The 17,448-nt window shown below is 61.4% G+C and carries 19 protein-coding genes; 7 read left to right on the forward strand and 12 right to left on the reverse strand.

The features are described 5' to 3' along the window. Positions 1–353 precede the first annotated feature (353 nt). Positions 354–1,223, forward strand: coding sequence for a glutathione-dependent disulfide-bond oxidoreductase (yghU, locus tag NKI46_RS02730; protein WP_023740034.1), 870 nt, complete (start codon positions 354–356; stop codon positions 1,221–1,223). A 152-nt stretch (positions 1,224–1,375) separates the two neighbouring features. On the opposite strand, the gene NKI46_RS02735 is transcribed toward yghU, so the two are convergent. Then, positions 1,376–2,572: an aminotransferase-like domain-containing protein gene (locus tag NKI46_RS02735; RefSeq protein WP_023740035.1), complete on the reverse strand. Its 1,197-nt coding sequence runs from the start codon at positions 2,570–2,572 to the stop codon at positions 1,376–1,378. Positions 2,573–2,840: 268 nt separating this feature from the next. On the opposite strand from NKI46_RS02735, the gene NKI46_RS02740 reads away from it, so the two are divergent. Beyond that, positions 2,841–3,581 (forward strand): sulfotransferase family protein, encoded by a 741-nt coding sequence (locus tag NKI46_RS02740; protein ID WP_023740036.1) that lies wholly within the window; start codon positions 2,841–2,843, stop codon positions 3,579–3,581. 22 nt (positions 3,582–3,603) lie between these two features. Here the strand turns inward: NKI46_RS02740 and NKI46_RS02745 are convergent, their stop codons facing one another. The 4 genes from NKI46_RS02745 to NKI46_RS02760 form a co-directional block, all read right to left on the reverse strand. Further along, positions 3,604–3,792 carry a hypothetical protein gene (locus tag NKI46_RS02745; RefSeq protein WP_023671412.1) on the reverse strand — a complete coding sequence of 63 codons (189 nt, stop codon included), beginning with the start codon at positions 3,790–3,792 and terminating at the stop codon, positions 3,604–3,606. Between the two features lie 286 nt (positions 3,793–4,078). Then, complete coding sequence (locus tag NKI46_RS02750; protein WP_352744658.1) at positions 4,079–4,783, reverse strand: Crp/Fnr family transcriptional regulator; 705 nt, start codon at positions 4,781–4,783, stop codon at positions 4,079–4,081. 173 nt (positions 4,784–4,956) lie between these two features. After that, positions 4,957–5,130, reverse strand: coding sequence for a hypothetical protein (locus tag NKI46_RS02755; RefSeq protein WP_023671410.1), 174 nt, complete (start codon positions 5,128–5,130; stop codon positions 4,957–4,959). Positions 5,131–5,270: 140 nt separating this feature from the next. After that, positions 5,271–5,426, reverse strand: a complete 156-nt coding sequence (locus tag NKI46_RS02760) for a DUF1127 domain-containing protein (RefSeq protein WP_023671409.1) — start codon at positions 5,424–5,426, stop codon at positions 5,271–5,273. 82 nt (positions 5,427–5,508) lie between these two features. Here NKI46_RS02760 and NKI46_RS02765 point away from each other — a divergent pair, with 82 nt between their 5' ends. From NKI46_RS02765 to NKI46_RS02785, 5 genes are all read left to right on the forward strand, one after another. Further along, positions 5,509–5,808 (forward strand): hypothetical protein, encoded by a 300-nt coding sequence (locus NKI46_RS02765; RefSeq protein WP_352744661.1) that lies wholly within the window; start codon positions 5,509–5,511, stop codon positions 5,806–5,808. A 218-nt stretch (positions 5,809–6,026) separates the two neighbouring features. Next, the gene (locus NKI46_RS02770; protein ID WP_352744663.1) at positions 6,027–6,863 is read left to right on the forward strand and encodes an SLC5/6 family protein; all 837 of its coding nucleotides are present in this window, start codon (positions 6,027–6,029) and stop codon (positions 6,861–6,863) included. 425 nt (positions 6,864–7,288) lie between these two features. Beyond that, positions 7,289–8,554: a phosphoribosyltransferase-like protein gene (locus NKI46_RS02775; protein WP_352744666.1), complete on the forward strand. Its 1,266-nt coding sequence runs from the start codon at positions 7,289–7,291 to the stop codon at positions 8,552–8,554. A gap of 185 nt (positions 8,555–8,739) precedes the next feature. Continuing rightward, positions 8,740–9,246 carry an RNA-dependent RNA polymerase family protein gene (locus NKI46_RS02780; protein ID WP_352744668.1) on the forward strand — a complete coding sequence of 169 codons (507 nt, stop codon included), beginning with the start codon at positions 8,740–8,742 and terminating at the stop codon, positions 9,244–9,246. Continuing rightward, complete coding sequence (locus NKI46_RS02785) at positions 9,227–9,886, forward strand: reverse transcriptase domain-containing protein (protein WP_352745124.1); 660 nt, start codon at positions 9,227–9,229, stop codon at positions 9,884–9,886. The genes NKI46_RS02780 and NKI46_RS02785 overlap by 20 nt, the downstream gene beginning before the upstream one ends. A 107-nt stretch (positions 9,887–9,993) precedes the next feature. Here the strand turns inward: NKI46_RS02785 and NKI46_RS02790 are convergent, their stop codons facing one another. From NKI46_RS02790 to NKI46_RS02820, 7 genes are all read right to left on the reverse strand, one after another. Then, entirely contained in the window at positions 9,994–10,542 is a 549-nt protein-coding gene (locus NKI46_RS02790) for an RES family NAD+ phosphorylase (RefSeq protein ID WP_352744671.1), read from the reverse strand. Positions 10,543–10,598: 56 nt separating this feature from the next. Next, positions 10,599–10,940 carry a hypothetical protein gene (locus NKI46_RS02795; protein WP_352745127.1) on the reverse strand — a complete coding sequence of 114 codons (342 nt, stop codon included), beginning with the start codon at positions 10,938–10,940 and terminating at the stop codon, positions 10,599–10,601. A gap of 5 nt (positions 10,941–10,945) precedes the next feature. After that, positions 10,946–12,295 (reverse strand): hypothetical protein, encoded by a 1,350-nt coding sequence (locus NKI46_RS02800; protein ID WP_352744674.1) that lies wholly within the window; start codon positions 12,293–12,295, stop codon positions 10,946–10,948. A 286-nt stretch (positions 12,296–12,581) separates the two neighbouring features. Next, the gene (locus NKI46_RS02805; protein ID WP_352744677.1) at positions 12,582–13,565 is read right to left on the reverse strand and encodes a substrate-binding domain-containing protein; all 984 of its coding nucleotides are present in this window, start codon (positions 13,563–13,565) and stop codon (positions 12,582–12,584) included. 120 nt (positions 13,566–13,685) lie between these two features. Then, positions 13,686–14,738, reverse strand: a complete 1,053-nt coding sequence (locus NKI46_RS02810) for an ABC transporter permease (protein WP_023705098.1) — start codon at positions 14,736–14,738, stop codon at positions 13,686–13,688. Continuing rightward, a complete protein-coding gene (locus tag NKI46_RS02815; RefSeq protein ID WP_352744680.1) occupies positions 14,738–16,255 on the reverse strand; it encodes a sugar ABC transporter ATP-binding protein in 1,518 nt (505 codons plus the stop codon). The genes NKI46_RS02810 and NKI46_RS02815 overlap by 1 nt, the downstream gene beginning before the upstream one ends. Next, on the reverse strand, positions 16,252–17,265 hold the full coding sequence (locus NKI46_RS02820; RefSeq protein WP_352461102.1) for a LacI family DNA-binding transcriptional regulator: 1,014 nt from the start codon (positions 17,263–17,265) through the stop codon (positions 16,252–16,254). Before NKI46_RS02820 ends, NKI46_RS02815 begins: the two co-directional genes overlap by 4 nt. Between the last annotated feature and the right edge of the window lie 183 nt (positions 17,266–17,448).

Raw genomic sequence — 17,448 nt, forward strand, 5'->3', positions numbered from 1 at the left:
GCTTGGCGCTGCGGCGGACGCATAGGGGGAGAGAAGTGTCACCTATGTATCCGGTTCAAAGTGTTACCCATCTATCGGCTGGACAGATGGCCGCAACATCGGCGCTCTTGGCAACGCTGGCAATTGGGGAAATCAGTAGGCGACAGCGTCCTTCTCGCCGTCACTATATGGGGAGAAGTGCCCGGCAGGGCGATGAGGGGCGGCGCCGACATCGATAATAGTTCAACACAAGTTGAACCTTTCTGAATTGCACCTATGTGTTCCCGTATCTAGGTTCCGCCGACTTTTCCGCCATCAGTCTCGCGCCGTCGCGCAAGTCGTTTTCGCCCCGCCAAACCCAAGGAATTTCCCGCATGACCGAATACATCCCGCCGAAAGTCTGGAGCTGGAAGAAAGCCAATGGCGGCACGTTCGCCAGCATCAACCGGCCTATTGCCGGTCCGACGCATGACAAGGTGCTGCCGGTCGGCAAGCATCCGCTGCAGCTCTATTCGCTGGCGACGCCGAATGGGGTCAAAGTGACTGTCATGCTGGAGGAGCTTCTGGCGCTCGGCCACAAGGGCGCCGAATACGACGCCTGGCTGATCCGCATCAACGATGGCGACCAGTTCGGCTCGGGCTTTGTCGAGGTCAATCCCAACTCCAAGATCCCGGCGCTGCTCGACCGCAGCGGCAAGACGCCTGTCCGCGTCTTCGAGTCCGGCTCGATCCTGCTTTATCTCGCGGAAAAGTTCGGCGAATTCCTGCCGACCGAACAGCCGGCGCGCGCGGAAACCTTGTCCTGGCTGTTCTGGCAGATGGGCTCGGCGCCCTATCTCGGCGGCGGCTTCGGCCATTTCTACGCTTATGCGCCGGAAAAGTTCGAATACGCCATCGACCGCTTCGCCATGGAGACCAAGCGCCAGCTCGACGTGCTCGACCGGCGGCTGGCCGAGACCGAATATCTTGGCGGCGCCTTCTATTCGATCGCCGACATGGCGGTATGGCCCTGGTATGGCGGCCTTGCGCTCGGCCGCATGTACAATGATTCCGCCGAATTCCTGTCGGTGCAGGACTACGAGCACGTACAACGCTGGGCCAAGGCGATCGACGCCCGCCCGACCGTGCAACGCGGCCGCATGGTCAACCGCGCCTTCGGCGACCCCGCCATGCAACTGCACGAGCGCCACGACGCCAGCGATTTCGAGACGAAGACGCAGGATAAATTGGTGGTGGCGGAGTGAGCTAATCTCCCCCCTTGAGGGGGAGATGGCCGGCAGGCCAGAGGGGGTCGGCTCGACTGGGCGCGACCTCCTGCGACTGATGAAGGTTAGCGCTCCACGCGCGGCGACCCCCTCTGTCGCCTTCGGCGACATCTCCCCCTCGAGGGGGGAGATTAGCCCATCAATTTCGCCAGCCTCGGCACGCCTTCACCCACGGCGCGTTCATCTGCGAGCGTAAAGCTCATCCGCATCGTGTTGCGGCCCGAACCGTCGGCGTAGAATGCGTTGCCCGGCACGAACGCCACGCGGGCTTCCTTGACCGAGCGGGCGAGCAGCGCGGTGGCGTCCGAACCCTCAGGCAATGTCAGCCAGACGAACATGCCGCCTTCCGGTCGGCTCCAGCTGACGCCATCCGGCATTTCCGCTTCGAGTGCTGCAAGCAAGCCGTCGCGGCGCTGGCGATAGGCGCCGATCAGCTTTTCCACCTGGCCGTCGTACACGGCCTCGGAGACGCGGTGCATGACCAGCTGGTTGATCGACGGGCTGTGCAGGTCTGACGCCTGCTTCATCAGCACCAGTCGCTCGACGACGCGGCGCGGCGCGCAGACCCAGCCGACGCGCATGCCCGGCGACAGGATTTTGGAGAACGAGCCGCAATAGAGCGTGCGGGCGTTTTCGATGCCGCCTGAGCGTTCGCAGTCGAGCGCCAGGATCGGCGGCTGGCCCTCGCCGTCATAGCGCAGCGCGCGATAGGCGGCGTCCTCGATGACGGCAATGTCGAGCTCGCCGGCGAGGTCAAGCACCGCCTCGCGCTGCTGGCGATTCAGCGTCTCGCCGGTCGGGTTGGCGAAATCCGGCACGAGATAGGCGAATTTCACTTTGCCGCCTGCAGCGGCAGCCGCCGCCTGGTAGGCGGCGGGCGTCATGTTGCCGCCATCCGGCGTCAGCCGGTCGTAGCGCGGCTCATAGGCGTTGAAGGCCTGGAGCGCGCCGAGATAGGTCGGCCACGTCACGAGCGCTGTGTCGCCGGGCGACAGGAACAGCTTGCCCAGATAATCCAGCGCCTGCTGCGAGCCGGAGGTGATGAAGATGTTGTGCTCGTCGCAGGCGATGCCAAGCTTGCCCATCTGGCCGGCCAGCCATTTTCTGAGCGGCAGATAGCCTTCGGAGACCTGATACTGAAGTGCTGCGCTCGCCTCCGCGCCGCCCAGCACCGAGGCATAGGCATCGGCGATCGCCTGCGCCGGAAACAAGGCCGGATCGGGGATGCCGCCGGCAAAGGAGATGATGTCGGGCTGGTCGAGCAGTTTGAGCAGCTCGCGGATTTCCGACGCCTTCATGCGCGAGGCGCGCGACGCCAACAGGTCCATCAAACTCACGAGCCCACCTCCCGGGATACGGCATCTGGTCCAGCATGACCGTTCCGGCCATGCGAATTAGGTCAATCTGGCTGACCTATTATCAGGCTCCCCCACCCGCGGGAATAGCCAGACCGTGATTCCGCGTGGCCCAGACGAAAAAGCAAACACATTTCTGCCCTGGACAGGAAAAATTGTTGCGCGCCGAGGCGCGCGGATGCAACCTCATTCCGAGCGGACCGGCATAAAAAGAAAAGCGGTCTCAACAAGGGGGGTTAAAATGACGCTTGAGCTCATCGGGGCCGGATTCGGCCGCACCGGCACATGGTCGACCTTTGCCGCGCTGAACAGGCTGGGCCTTCCCAGCTATCACATGCAGGAAGTCATCCTCAACAAGGCCAACAAAGGCCATCTCGACTTCTGGCGCAAGGTGGCCAACAGCCCGCCCGGCAGCCAGCACGACTGGACCAGAGTGTTTGCCAACTACAAGGCGACGGTCGACAATCCGGGATGCTGCGTGTGGCGCGAATTGATGGCCGCCTATCCCGACGCCAAGGTGCTGCTCACCCTGCATCCGCGCGGCGCCGAGGCCTGGTACGACAGCACCATCGACACGATCCACTTCACCGAGACATTGTGGCAGTTCAAGGTGCTGGAATGGCTGACGCCGTTCGGCCGCAAATTCGGCGACATGTCGCACAGGCTGATCTGGGGCCGCACGCTTGCCGGCGTGATGGACGACCGCGCCAAGGCGGTGGCGCGCTACAACGCCTATACCGAGGAGGTGATAGCGGCCGTGCCGCCGGAGAAGCTTCTGGTGTTCAAGGTCAGCGATGGCTGGGCGCCGCTGTGCGGCTTCCTCGGCGTGGCGCTGCCCAACGAGCCTTTCCCCAACCTCAACGACCGCGAAAGCGTCAAGAAGATCATCCGTGACATCATCAAGGGCAGCTACATCATGCTGGGGCTGTCGGTGGCGGCGGTGCTTGCGGTGGTCGCTGTGCTGTGGTGGTGGCTGGGGTAGCCGCCGGACCGTCAGAATATTGCTACTTGCGCGTGATCCAGCCGAGCAGATCCGGCTCGACGTCTTCGTGGTCGGTCAGGTCGCGAACCAGGGAGGCGGCGAGCGCGCGCCAGCGCTTTTCCGGGACATTGTCTTCCATCACCGATTTGATGAAGGCGGCGCGCAGGATGGCGCAATCGAAGGCGGATACATCGAAAAGCAGTTCTGCCATTTCGGTTTTCCCAGTTAACATCGGGGTGCGCGAGCCTGTCGAAGCCTCAGGCGCCAGCGCCCCATATACATGGTCGACGACAGCAGATTCATACTCTTGCCGAACCAAGGTTCAACACAATTCGAATGTACGCTTTTTACCAAGCGATTGCGGTTCGTTGCCCGCTTTTGCGTCGATGCTAGATTTGCCCGGCGGCCTCTCCCCAGATGGCCGCAAATGGCCGGCGCGGCTCTGGCAACATGCTTTCACCGGCATTCGCGTCGGCCATTTCCAGCCCGTGCCAGGCTCAGCCCAGCAGGCGTTCGTATTCGGTCTCGGCCTGGCCGTAGAAACCATCGGCGACGGCGATCAGGCCATCCCGGTCGCGAATGACGATCTCGCCGCGCCGCGACCGGATCAGGCCGCGCCCTTCCAGGATCTGCAGGCCGATGGTGACGCCCGGACGCCTGACGCCGAGCATGACGGACAGGAACTCATGCGTGATCTGGATCTGATGGCCGACCACCCTGTCGTCACACATCAGGAGCCATCGGGCCAGCCGATCCTCGAGCTTGGCGCGGGCATTGCTCAGCGCCGTGGATTTGGTCTGGCCGTGCAGATAATGGGCATAGCGCAGCAGGAAGGCGCGAAGCGTCGGGCTTTTCTGCAACGCTGCCTTGAACGGCTCGGAACCGATGCACACCGCCTCGCCCGGCATCTGCATGTAGCAGTCATGGGGCGCCCAGTCGGCGCCCATCACCAAGGCGGAGCCCGACATGCCTTCGTGGCCGATGATGCCGACCTCGGTGTCCAGGCCCGGCCGGTTCCTCGCCACCACCGAGGCCAGGCCGCTTTCCAGGAAGCAGACCGAGGCGACCGGCTCGCCCGCCATTTCGAGCGGGGCTTTGAGATCGAGCACACGATGGTGCAAATGCGGCGCAAGCAGTGCGAAGTCGGCCGGGTTCATGCGGCGCAAAAGGCCGCTTTTCTCCTTGCTGACCGACTGGTCCATCGCTCTCTCCCGTCAAGGGCAAGAGCACATGTCATCTCCCAGCCGTCGGCGCCCTGCCCAAATGCAAACGGTCATTGGACGATAGCTGACTCGGATTCAGCCATTGTACTTCGTACAAAACCGACAAATCAGGGGCGACGCCCCATCAATCAATCCAGCAGCTTTTTCCTGGATCAGCGCTTCGGGCGGTCAGCCGCAACCATGCGCGCTTCGCGCACGATGGACGAGCGATCGTTGCCGATCAGCGATGCGATCTCTTGTATCTGCTGCTCGGAGGCCCCGGTTTCCCGCGCCAAGGCCGCGAGCGTCTCGGCGCTCAGACCGGACTGTCTCGGTTGCTCCGCCATGGCTCCAATGCCTCCTCTCGGGGCAGGAGTGCGATGGTCGCTCCCAAGCGTCAGCGCCCATTGATGTGGCTGACGATGCTATACTGTACGCTTCCGAACAATCGATGGCGAGCGATATATTAGCGACGCTGGATGCGGCCCTAGAACGGCAGCCTTATCTCATCGATCGACCTCGACTCCGTCCAGCCAATGTCCTTCTGGATCTCCGTCGGCAGCGCATTCAGTGCGCGCACGGTCTTCCTGTGCTTGCTGGCGCGCGCCAGGGCAGCACGAATTCTGCTGAGACTTTCAAACATCGGTTACCTCCATGCAGCAGCAAAGCGCTGCCTCAGGCCCGCTCTTGCACGGCCTCTGTAACCGATCGATTGCGCGGCAACGGTGAAGCGCTTCACAAACCGATGCCCGCCAGAAACATTTGTATACAAATCAATTCAGGGAACGGGAGAGTCGCTAAGGAGGCCGCGCCAGACTGCCCGCGTCCAAAAGGCCGATATCCGCGTCGAGCTTGCGGGACGCTGGACCAAGGGCATCTGCAATTTCGAGAAAATGGGCGGCATGCACCATTTCGGCGGCACGGCGAGCGAGCAGACCGACTTCCGTCACAGCGTGGCGGTGAAGCTCGACCATGCGAAGTTTTGCGATCTGATCGTGGCTGCGCTGGAGCGGCTCAAGGGGTGACTCCCTCTTCCCGGGCAATCGCGTAGGATGCGCCGCCTTATGCGATTGCCCTGCCCTCCGGCGTCCGCCCGCCTCGGCTATGGACGAATCCCATCATGCGCAATAAGGATGGGGTCTGCCGTGGCGCTTTCGCGCCGAGGCAGGCGACGTTCGATCAATGACGCTGCGCCGGGCGCCTTTGACGCCCCGCAAAAGTGTCGATACCGGGGGATCTGGTCATGACCGACAACAAGCCGACCGTAGACGTTACCAAGGACTGGCAGGCAACGCAGGGCCAGAAGTCCGGGGCCATGCGGCTGCGCCTGTTCGCCGTGCTGTCGTGGGTCATCGCCATTGGCGGCGAGATCGCCGGGATCGTACTGCTCTACAAGCACAAGTTCGACCAGGGAAACCTGCCGCTGCTGATCGGCATCCTGGTCGGGATCGCGATCTTCGCCATCGCCGGCAGCCTGCTCTGGAAGGCGGCCAACAGGAAGGACCCGGCCCGCGAATCCGACACGTTCCGGTTCTTCGTCCAGAACCAGCTCGGCGCGATCATCACGCTGATTGCCTTCCTGCCGCTGGTTATCCTGATCCTCAACGACAAGAACATGGACCCGAAGAGCAAGAAGGTCGCCGGCGGCATCGGCGCCGTGCTGGCCGTGCTGGCGACGCTGATCGGGGTCAGCTACCAGCCGCCATCGGTCGAGCAGTACACGCAGGACATGAACACCTGCGCGGAACAGATCAAGGCGGGGCAGCCGACCACGGCCTGTTCGCCCGAAGTCGCCGCCCAGGCGCAGGCGATCGCCACCGACTCCACCACGGTGGCCGCGGCGACGAAGGACGCGGCACACCCCAATGGCCAGGATATCGTCTACTGGATCGCGCCGGAAAACGGCGCCGCCAAGTCCGACACCGAGCATGTCTTCCACCTCTGCGCAGCCGTCAGCCCGCTGAAGGACAAGACCGTCAACAGCGGCTCGGTAACGGAAGCCTACGCCCAGAACGCCATCCGCATCACCAAGCAGATCGACATGGAACAGAAGCAGTGCGGGTTTGCGACGACGCCGTGAGGGGGGTTGCGGTGGGGGCGCGCAACCGGCGCAGTCGGTAACCTCGGTTCTTTTTGGCGGCCTCGACGAAGGTGCCAGTGCCATAGCCAATTTCCAGCACGGAGCGCAGTATCTCGCCGGCTGCTCCCAGCACCCCAGCCAAGCCGCTGATAGCCGAGCTTGATGGTCCGGTCGCTCAAGTCCTCGCAATAGGAAATGGTATTGCTTGTCGTAGGTGATCGGCGTGGCGTCAATCTGGTGGATCACGCCAAATCGGTCCACTGGTAGTTGTCTAGCATCAGCGTGCGCGCCCCAGGATTGCGGACCTTTACAGGGCGGAGCTAAACGCAAGGTAAGCGGCTGGCGGGTTCGGCATGTCACGTAGCGCGGCGCCCAGCCTTCGCGTATGCAGAATCCCATGCAGCCTGTTCACGATGGGAACTTAAATGGCTCTAACGGATATTCCCCTTTCGCAAAGTCTAACCGGAAAGGCGTGGCTTGCGCAATTTTCTGCACCCGCAGATGCAGCTGCGGCCGCAAAGCTGTTAGACGCGATGTTGTTGTTGAACGATGCCGAAATCGCTGATGCGATCAGGAATGGGATAGACAGCATCGCCAACAAGCGTTTCGGTCGGCGGCGCGCCGTTGCGCTCTATGCAGAGCGAGAGTTCGATGCAGCGACAGTATATGAAGTTGAGGAGGTTGCTGACATAGCCGGACGCATTCGCAAACGGGCGGTGAGGTACACAGGCCCAGTCAAGCCGACCAGAGGCAAGGTGCGTGTCGGAAGCGAAGGTGCCGTCGCCTATCTAATTTCTCAATTGGTGGAAAAATGGCCGGGAGTCCTCAAGAACCATCCAGGACCGAACGGTATCCGTGCGAAGACTTCTCCGGTCGGCTCGATTGTCGTTGTAACCGACCTAATAGGCACCGGGACCCGACTGGATCGGATGCTTGACAAGTTTTGGGAAGTTCCAAGTGTCAGATCTTGGGTGTCTCGGAAATGGATCAAATTCGAGGTTGTGGCTGCCGCTGGAACCGCAAGCGGAATCGCTAAAGTTGGCGCACATCGTCTGTGCCCGGATGTCATAGTTGAGCATATCGTGCCGACGATTGACACTTGGAAAGATCGATCATTGGGGGACCAATGGCGCCAACTAGTCTCCCAATATGGCCCAGAAAAAGGCCGTGGTGGAGTAGATCGAGGTGGCTTTGAGGACAATGCAGCACTCGTCGCACTGAGTTCTCGCATTCCCAACAATACACCTGCGATTATACATCAGTCTGATGGCGCCAAATGGCGAGCTCTTTATCATGGCTCCGCCCCTGCAGATCTTAGGCCCCAGTTCCGAATGCTCAGCGCAGAGGAAATGGTGCAGTCAGCGGCGGCGTCTATTGGCATAGAGCTAGCTGACGATCTTAGTTTAGACAACAAGAAAATGGTCATTTTTTTAAGTTCTACCTCTGCTCTTTTGCGCCGGAGAGATGTGTTTGCGATAGCTGAAAGCGTAGCAATGCCTGTTAACCAGGTAAGGCTTACTCTACAAAGAGCCATCCAGGACGGACTATTGACTAGCGCTGGCCGGTTGACCGATGCAGGACAAGAAGTTTTGAAGGCCAACGGTCGCAGAGATCGGACCAAAGCAACAATTGCTACCAATACCGACCCGTATTATCCTCAGAAATTGAGAATCCCCCGGGTGCGATTCTAGCACATGCCAATCCTCGTGGTTGGCCAGGATGACGGGACATAGCCCGCATCATGGGCGACTGGGTTTCCAGTTGCCGCTGAATGAGCTTCCGAATGCAGAACGGTGCGTCGCTCCTCGCCCAAGAGGGTACGTTCGAGGGGCTCACCGCGGACCGACGCAACGCCCTCTGGGCCGGACTAAAGTAGATGAAGCACCCGTGGGATTCTCAACAGTTCCTAGACGGAGCAAGAGCATTGCTTCGCTCAGAGGATACAATCAACGCGGCCGTAGCAACGGCTCGGAATATCAAGAGGATCAACTCGAATTTGCCGGTGGTGTTTACGCTCCATCATCTGAGCCACCTTTGCGATGTGTCATCCGAGTTCTTGCAAAATGTCGTCTTCAGGAAGGTCGATCCCTATCGCGTTTTTCGGGTGCGTAAGAGGGGCAAACCCAACGAAATCGCCAAGCCAGCGCGTCGCTATCGAACGATATGCGTTCCTCACCCCCTGCTGATGCGCACCCAACGATGGATCGCACAAAACATTCTGAATGCAATTTCACCGCACGAAGCCAGCTACGCCTTCACCCTGGATCGCGATTTGGTCAAGGCCGCTGAACGGCATGTTGGCGCCAAATGGCTGGTGAAAATGGACGTTCGGAACTTCTTTGAGTCTATCAGTGAAAAAGCAAGTGTACTTCGTTTTCCGTAGTCTAGGTTATCCATCTTTGCTATGCTTCCAGCTAGCAAGGATATGTAGTCGGTTACCTCAGGAGCCACGCCAACTTCCTCTGGAAGATGCGGGAACGCTGCCTTACAAACGATGGAAACAGGGACACCTACCACAGGGAGCACCGACTAGCCCTATGTTGGCCAACTTGGCGGTGCACACACTTGATACCCGGCTAACGAACATCGCTAAGCAACAAGGGTGGACGTACACGAGATACGCCGACGACATGGCTTTCTCTCGTGATGACAAGGCCCAGCGCTCCGCCGCCTTGCACCTACTCAAATTGGTAGATCAGTCTCTGGTTCGGTTTGGGTTGGCAGTACGCCACCCGAAGACCACAATCTCACCGCCTGGCGCGCGAAAGGTGCTGCTTGGAGTATTGGTAGATCGACAATGGCCTAGGCTGACTCAAGCGTTTCGAAACAACCTGGAAACTCATCTTTACGCGTTAACAGCTCCAAAGATTGGGCCGACGGCCCACATGCGAAAGCGAGGTTTTGTTTCAAAGATTGGCATGCAACGTCATGTTGCCGGCCTTCTAGCTTTCGCCCATCAAGTGGATAAAAAATACGCCGCCATTCAATATAACCGGTTTAATAGTATAGACTGGAACCTCTAGAATTACCAGGACCACAGGACATTAATTTTCATTACAGCTGCAGCGCAGTCACGTTGCCAGATCTATTATCCTGCCGCAGTATAGCTGCCGAGGCTGAAAGTCGACTGTCACGATGATACACCGTGCGACAAGTGAGTCATGTTCGTCTTCCGCCACTCGTGCCAAGCGATAATGCCGTGGTCGTGTACGACGTCGATAGTGTCTGGCTCGATCCGGTCTCCGAAGATCACGAGATTTGTGCATGGCCAGCGGGCATTCGGGACCATTAGCCCGTCGCAGTCCAAAAAGTGAGTGACTTCCGCAATCTCCTGGGTGCGCGGATATTCGGCAATCCGTTCTGCATACGAGAGTTGTCCGTACTTAACCACATCAAGACCAAGGCCCTTCAGCTCTGGCAGGGTTGGCAGGCGCATCGTCGCCTTCAGCGCTACACGCAGTTCGTACAGCTTAAACGGCGCCTTGGATGGAAAAACCGGTTGGCCGCGCAGCAAATGATAATACATCTCAGCGATTGCGCCATCGCGATCCAGCGAAGTGTACAGAACGTCGAAAGTTCCATCGTCCCAACGCCCCCCCGAGCTACTGCATTGCGTTACATCACGGCTTTCACGAACGACACGCCAGACGGTCGCTTCAAACGGCGCGTGGGGAAACACCTCGAGAGCATCGATTAACCGGCTGTCCCGAGGTGTCGCTCTTATCGCCATTGATTTTAGAGATATGCCCCTGCGTCCAGCCGCTCGAGAACGCGCAGCAGTTCAATCGTCCTCTGTTGATTGATCAGATCTATAGCCCGATTTCCATCCAGTTGCGGATGCCGGGCGTAGAGCCAGCTGCGAATCTCATCAGGTGAATAGTACTCCTGTAGCCTTGCGACGACGTAGTGCAAATCGGAAAGTATCAACTCATTTCGCGAATGGGGCTTGATTGTCCCCGCTTTCCACCGCGAAACCGTTGCTTTTGAGACATCCGCAATGTTGGCAATATCTACACCCTTGAGGCCTCCAATGTCCTCAAGTTCCCCTAAAAAACGAACCACTGCTCCTTGCTGCATCGTAGTCACTGTGAGCCTGCCTTGCCTTTACCCTGGTTTGCATGGCGCATCGCGATGGGACGGGCGCGGGGCGCTCCCCGTCCGCGACTCTCATGCAGGTCTTCGAGGCTTTGCAGCATCTTTCCCATCTGCTTACTATGATCCACAAGCCGCTTGGTGAACTGTGCCACGTCGATCTTGCGTGCAGCGGCGTCATCGATATCAAATCTCAGGTTCTTCACCTGCCACGCCTGCCGCGCGACCTCGCTCGTGCGGCCATTTAGAAAATGCTGTTCACGGTTCTGGTCCGGCACCGCGGCGAGTTCGGCGATCATCTTAAAGTTCTGGTAGGCGGCGTGCTGACGAGGATCGTTGATCGTGTCTTTTAGTCCGTGTGCGCAGCAAGCACGATCGCAGCAGGTGACCAGCCTACGTCCGCCCTTTGCGTTGGCCATGAGTTCCAGTTCGTTGATGGTCACAGAGCGATCTATGCCCGCGACAAAGATGCGGGTCGCGCGGCCAAACGAACCATTGTCGTTCTTCGCCGCCGGCTTGTGCCAACTATGGGCATCGAAACGTTCCTTCTCGCCGACACCGTGACTGATGCCCGACACCACGCCGAAAGCAAGGGAAGCCTGCCCTACGAGCCCACCGAGATAATCTGCAATAATCGGCTTGCCAAGATTGTGTAGTCCCGCCATCGCCACCAGAAAGCGCTTGGTGGTCAAGGGACCTGCATCATTACCGAAGCCAGACGCACGCACCCATAGATTGTCGTAGGGCAGGTCCCCAAGTCCGGCAAGGAATTCGCTGCGCAGCGCATCATCGTTAAGGGAAGTATGCGGCGCGATCAATGGGTAGTCGATGGCGATGTGCGCCCCGCCCTCGCGATCGAGCGCGCCACGCAGCGCCCGGCATGATGCCTGGTCGACCTTGAACCAGCCAGTGTAAGTGGGATCGCCGACAAAGTGTGTGGGTGCCAGGACTGCATCGACACCATGCTCACCGGCGAAGCGTGCGATCATTCCAAAAATGTCGTGGGCGGCGACCGGGTCGAAATGGTTCGGGGTCAGCGGCTTCCCGCCGCCAAGTTCCGCCCATGGCGCATGCCGGGCATAGCCTTCGAATCGCTCCACACCGGACAACTCGGCGACCTTCGTATCCAGAACTACCTCCGCCCCCTTTGCTTTCAGAGAGGCTACCAACTCCTTCTGATGCTTTAGGCGCGATGCGTCGACCACGACGCGCGTGGCGGGCAGCCTTCCAGCCGCGTGCAGGTTCGCCAGCTTCTGATAGCCGGATTCGCCGAGCCGAATGTAGTGCGCTACCGGCTGCGTAGGCGAAGCAACATAGGGGAACTGGATAACGTTCTGCACGGCAGGCCATCCTTTGCATTTTCGTTCCACAATATGTATGATATGAAACGACAACGCAACTATCAAGGGGATTCACCTCCTGTGAGGGTGATTTTCTGGAATTCAGGTGACAAATAGTACCCTATATGTTCGCAGCCGCGCTAAAGAGCGCAACAGGTGCTTCGGGCGCGCAAGCTCGGCCCTGGCCAATGCCGGCTCTGGCCACCGCGCGAGGCATGCGCCGGAAACAAACAAGGCCCCTCCCGGGGCCTTGCGCATCACCTCAGTGCCGGGCTCTAATTGCCCCTCACTTCCCCATCAGCTGCTTGGCATTGTCGGCCGTGATCGCGGTGGTCTCCACCGTCACCGTCTTGTCCACCTCGGTCGCGCAGTCGAGCAGGATCTTCTTCGACATCTCGATCGCTTCCTTGGCGCCCGTCGGGTAGGTGAAGGTTGCGACCCAGTCGCCCTTGGCGACGGCCTCGATGCCGCCGGCCGGGCCCGGCAGGCCATCGGTGCCGATGATCTTGACGTCCTTGCCCGCACCCTTGGCGGCGAGCAGCGCGCCGGCGGCCATCATGTCGTTGGAGGCGTAGAGCACCTTGATGTCGGGGTGCGCCTGCAGCATGGCGGCGAAGGCGACCTGCGCTTTGTCCGGCACCCAGTCGGCGGCCTGCTCGGCGACGATCTGGACCTTCGGGTTGCCCTTCACGCCTTCCTTGAAGCCGTTGAGGCGCTCCACGGCCGGCGTCGAGCTCGGCAGGCCTTGCAGCACCGCCGCCTCGCCGCCATCGGGCAGCAGCGTCTTGGCGGTGTACTTTCCGGCTTCCTCGGCGATCTTGAAATTGTCGCCGCCGATGAAGGCGGTGTAGTCCTTGCCGGGGTCGCCGACCGTCTTGCGGTCAAGCTCGATGACCGGGATGCCGGCATCCATGGCGCGCTTCACCGCCGGCGTCAGCGGTGCGGCCTCGAAGGGCGAGATCAAAAGGATATCGACCTTCTGGGTGATGAAATTGTCGACCTGCGAGGTCTGCGTGTTGACGTTGCCGGCGCCGTCGGCGATCTGCAGCGTGAAGCCGGGCACTTCCTTGGCCGCCGCCTCAAGCTCGTCATTGACGTGCTGGCGGTAGGGCTCGGCATTGTTGGCCTGCGAAAAGCCGATGACGAACTGGCCGTCCTTGGCGCAGGCTTTCACCAGCGGCTCGGCGGCGTAAGCGGAGCCTGCAATGCACAGGCCAGCGCCTGCCAGCAGGACGGCCTTGAGGGTCGATCCTCTTAGTGTCGTTTTCATAACTCACTCTCCTCCTCGTCTGGCCGGGGGGCCAGACCTTGGTTTGACGTTCACGTGTTGCCGTCTCCTCCTTGTTTGTTTGTGCATGTCGTCATCGCAAAACCTTTTGCGCGACATGCACTAACGACCCAACCCCTCGCGGCGGCGAACGAGGGATTGAAGCACTGCCGCCAAAACGATGATCGCGGCGGTCGCGAGCAGCTGCATGGCGGGCGTGATGTTGTTGAGCTGCAGGATGTTGGCGAGCGCGCCCAGCATGATGGTGCCGGCAACGGTGCCGACCATCGAGCCGGCGCCGCCGAACAGGCTGGTGCCGCCGATGACCACGGCGGCGATGGCCGTCAGCTCATAGCCCATGCCGTCATTGGCGCTGCCGAAATTGAACTGGCCGGCATGCACAATGCCGGCAAGGGCGGCGGCAAAGCCGGTGATGGCATAGACCGAGATTTTCACCATCGACACCGGCACGCCGGATATGCGCGCGGCGCGCTCATTGCCGCCGACGGCAAAGACATAGCGGCCGAAGCGCGTGGTGTTGAGGACGATGGTGGCGATCGCGGCAAAGACGACGAACACAAGCGTCGCCACGGGCACGGTGTTGTTGAACAGCCGCTCGCCCAGCACGGCGAACACCGGCGGCGCCAGGCCCGGCCCTTCGCCATAGGAAATGTTGATGTACTGGTTGCCGGAGACGACCAGCGCCAGCCCGCGCGCGGCCTGCAGGCCGGCCAGCGTGACGATGAAGGGTTCCAGCCTGAAACGCGTCGAGATGGTGCCCTGTATGGCGCCGAAGACGATGCCCAAAGCGAGCACGGCGAGGATGGTGGGGATCAGGCCGAAGCCGCCGGAGATCATCATCGATGCGGTGACGACGCTGGACAGGCCAAGCACCGCGCCGACGGAGAGGTCGATGCCGGCGGTGATGATGACGAAGGTCATGCCGATGGCGATGATGCCGGTCTCCGACACCGCGCGCACGATGTTGGCGATGTTGTCCGGGTTGAGGAACAGGATCTCGCCGTGGCGGCGCGGCGAGAAGATGATGCCGCCGATCGCCACCAGCACCAGGCCGATCAGGCTCTGAAAGCGCACGATGAGCGCCAGCGGGTCGCGATGCTTTTGAGGCGCCGCCATCACCGGGCTAGCTGCCACTGGATTGTTGTCCTGAGACATCAGGCCTCCCTGCCGTTAGCCGCGGCCAGCACCGTGTGCTCGTCGACGCCGCCCAAAAATTCCGCCACATTGCGCCCCTGGCGCAGCACCACGATGCGGTCGCACAGACCGATCAGCTCCGGCATCTCGCTGGACGCCACCAGAATGCCCAGCCCCTGCGCGGCGAGTGCCCTGAGCCGCTGGTAGATCTCGCCCTTGGCGCCGACATCGACGCCGCGTGTCGGCTCGTCAAGCAGCAACAGGCGCGGGTTGCCGAGGATCTCCTTGGCCAGCACCACCTTCTGCTGGTTGCCGCCCGACAGCGCGCCGACGGCGATATCGGGGTTCTTCGGGCGGATATCGAACTGACCGAACGATTCCTTCACCGCCTCGGCCTGGCGGCGCGGCGAGACCAGCCAGTTCGGCGAGATCCTGGATATGACCGACATCACCAGGTTGAGGCCGACGGCCATGCGCAGCATCAGGCCCGACCCCCTGCGGTCGTCGGTGACGAAGGCGATGCCGGCGTGGCGGGCAGCGCTGATCGAATCCAGTTTTACCGGCTTGCCCGATATGGCGACCTCGCCCTCCCAGCGGCCCGACAGGCCGGTGCCGTAGAGCGCGGACAAGAGTTCGGTGCGCCCTGCCCCCATGATGCCGGCAAGACCGACGATCTCGCCTTCATGGACATCGAGCGAAACGCCTTGCGGCGCCTGCCAGCCGGCGCTGTCGCGGGCGAGTTTGAAGCTGGCGTTCCTCAGGCTGAGCAGCGGCTTGCCCGCGGCCTTGGCGCGTTGCGGATAGAGCTCGTCCAGGGGACGTCCGACCAGCAGCCTGACCAGCTCCGCCTGCGGCGCGTGCGGCTCGGTGATGCCGGCGACGCGGCCGTCGCGCATCACCGTCACCCGGTCGGCAATCCCTGGCACTTCCTCCAGCCGATGCGAGATATAGACGATGCCGACGCCGGTGGCTGCGAGTTTTCTCATGATGTCGAACAGCCGCTCGACTTCGCCGACGGTGAGTGCGGCCGTCGGCTCGTCCATGATCAGCACGCGGGAGGCGTAAGACAGCGCCTTGACGATCGCCACCACCTGGCGCTGGCCGATCGACAGATCCGCCACCATGGCGGCCGGATCGATGGCGATCTCGATGGCTTCCAGCCGCTTCTTGGCCTCGCGGCGCATTGCCGGCACGTCGAGGAAGCCGCCCGGACGCATCAATTCGCGGCCGAGGAACAGATTGGCGGCGACATCGAGCGACGGCACCAGGTCGAGCTCCTGGAAGATGGTGGCGATGCCGGCCGCTTGCGCCTCACGCGGGTTGTTGAAACGCACGGGTTTGCCGTCGATCTCGATGATGCCTTCGTCCGGCGTGTAGACGCCCGACAACAGGTTCATCAGCGTCGACTTGCCGGCGCCGTTCTCGCCGAGCAGCGCGTGGATCTCGCCCGCCTTCAGGTCGAAGTCGACGCCGCGCAGCGCCTGCACGCCGCCGAAGCGTTTGACGGCGCCCGTCATCACCAGCAGCGGCGCGGTCATGTTAGCCTCGTGTGGGTCGGCCTCCCGCAGGAGGCGCGCGCCCGCAGCGTCGCCTGCAGCCGCACCGAACGTGGCTCTGAACCGGTCGCCGCGATGCGGGCGCTGAGCAGGGCTGCCGCCTGCCTGCCTATCTCGGTGCAGGGCTGCGCGACCAGCGTCAGGCGCGGCTCGAAGCAATCGGCCCATTCGAAATCGTCGAAGCCGGCCAGCGACAGATCGCCCGGAATGGTGAGGCCTTTTTCGCGGATGGCGCGGACGGCTCCGATCGTCGTCATGTTGTTGCCGGTGACCAATGCGGTTGGTGGAGACGGCAGGGACAGGATGGCGTGGGTGGATGCGGTCGCCGCCGCCGTGTCGACATTCTCGGCCGAGAGATAGCGCGGCACGCTTTCAAGTCCATTGGCGGCGAGCGAAGCCTGGAACGCCTCGATGCGCTCGCGCGTCGTCGTCAGGCCCGGCTGTCCGGCGATATAGCCGATGCGCTTGTGGCCGAAGGAGGCGACATGGTCGATCAGCGCGCGCATCGACCTTTCGTTCTCGACGCCAATCTGGTCGAAGCGCTGGTCGGCGAAACGGTCGATCAGAACGCATGGCATCTTCTTGTCGGCGAGATAGTCGATGGCCCGCTGCGGCGAGCCCGAGGGCGCCAGGATGACGCCGTCGACGCGGCGCTGATGAAAAGCGCGCACCACCTGCAGTTCGCGGTCGGGATCTTCCTGGGTGTCCGACAGGAAGACCATCAGCCCGAGCCGCGCGCATTCGGCCTCGACCGCGCAGATGATGTCGGTGAAATAAGGGTTGGAGATCGCCGAGATCGCCAGGCCGACGCTGTTGGTGGTCGAGGCCTTCAGCGAGCGCGCCAGCTCGTTGGGCTGGTAGCCCATGGCGGCAATGGCGTCGTTGATCAGCCTCGCCTTTTCCAGCGAAACGAAGCGCGTGTTGTTGACGACATGCGAGACGGTCGACACCGACACGCCGGCGCGCCGCGCCACTTCAGCCATTGTCGGCAAGGCATATCAGCGCCTGCAAGCGCTCCTCCCTTATGCGTTTCCCGTCCGCTCTGATGGCGGATTTTGAGGGAGCTTAGGGCCATCGAAACGTTTGCGCAATCGATTCGATCCAAATTTTTAGCGGGGCTTATCTCCCCCGAGGGGGAGATGTCGCCGAAGGCGACAGAGGGGGTCGCCGCGCGT

The sequence above is a fragment of the Mesorhizobium sp. M0615 genome (assembly GCF_040320805.1).
In the GTDB taxonomy this organism is placed as follows: domain Bacteria; phylum Pseudomonadota; class Alphaproteobacteria; order Rhizobiales; family Rhizobiaceae; genus Mesorhizobium.

Excerpts from the sequence above, each read along its gene's own strand:
- NKI46_RS02805 (WP_352744677.1), bottom strand. The coding sequence starts at position 13,565 with ATGAAAACGACACTAAGAGGATCGACCCTCAAGGCCGTCCTGCTGGCA.
- NKI46_RS02810 (WP_023705098.1), bottom strand. The coding sequence starts at position 14,738 with ATGTCTCAGGACAACAATCCAGTGGCAGCTAGCCCGGTGATGGCGGCG.
- NKI46_RS02750 (WP_352744658.1), bottom strand. The coding sequence starts at position 4,783 with ATGGACCAGTCGGTCAGCAAGGAGAAAAGCGGCCTTTTGCGCCGCATG.
- NKI46_RS02735 (WP_023740035.1), bottom strand. The coding sequence starts at position 2,572 with ATGGACCTGTTGGCGTCGCGCGCCTCGCGCATGAAGGCGTCGGAAATC.
- NKI46_RS02740 (WP_023740036.1), top strand. The coding sequence starts at position 2,841 with ATGACGCTTGAGCTCATCGGGGCCGGATTCGGCCGCACCGGCACATGG.
- NKI46_RS02795 (WP_352745127.1), bottom strand. The coding sequence starts at position 10,940 with ATGCAGCAAGGAGCAGTGGTTCGTTTTTTAGGGGAACTTGAGGACATT.
- NKI46_RS02775 (WP_352744666.1), top strand. The coding sequence starts at position 7,289 with ATGGCTCTAACGGATATTCCCCTTTCGCAAAGTCTAACCGGAAAGGCG.
- NKI46_RS02815 (WP_352744680.1), bottom strand. The coding sequence starts at position 16,255 with ATGACCGCGCCGCTGCTGGTGATGACGGGCGCCGTCAAACGCTTCGGC.
- NKI46_RS02770 (WP_352744663.1), top strand. The coding sequence starts at position 6,027 with ATGACCGACAACAAGCCGACCGTAGACGTTACCAAGGACTGGCAGGCA.
- NKI46_RS02780 (WP_352744668.1), top strand. The coding sequence starts at position 8,740 with ATGAAGCACCCGTGGGATTCTCAACAGTTCCTAGACGGAGCAAGAGCA.
- NKI46_RS02760 (WP_023671409.1), bottom strand. The coding sequence starts at position 5,426 with ATGTTTGAAAGTCTCAGCAGAATTCGTGCTGCCCTGGCGCGCGCCAGC.
- yghU (WP_023740034.1), top strand. The coding sequence starts at position 354 with ATGACCGAATACATCCCGCCGAAAGTCTGGAGCTGGAAGAAAGCCAAT.
- NKI46_RS02745 (WP_023671412.1), bottom strand. The coding sequence starts at position 3,792 with ATGGCAGAACTGCTTTTCGATGTATCCGCCTTCGATTGCGCCATCCTG.
- NKI46_RS02755 (WP_023671410.1), bottom strand. The coding sequence starts at position 5,130 with ATGGCGGAGCAACCGAGACAGTCCGGTCTGAGCGCCGAGACGCTCGCG.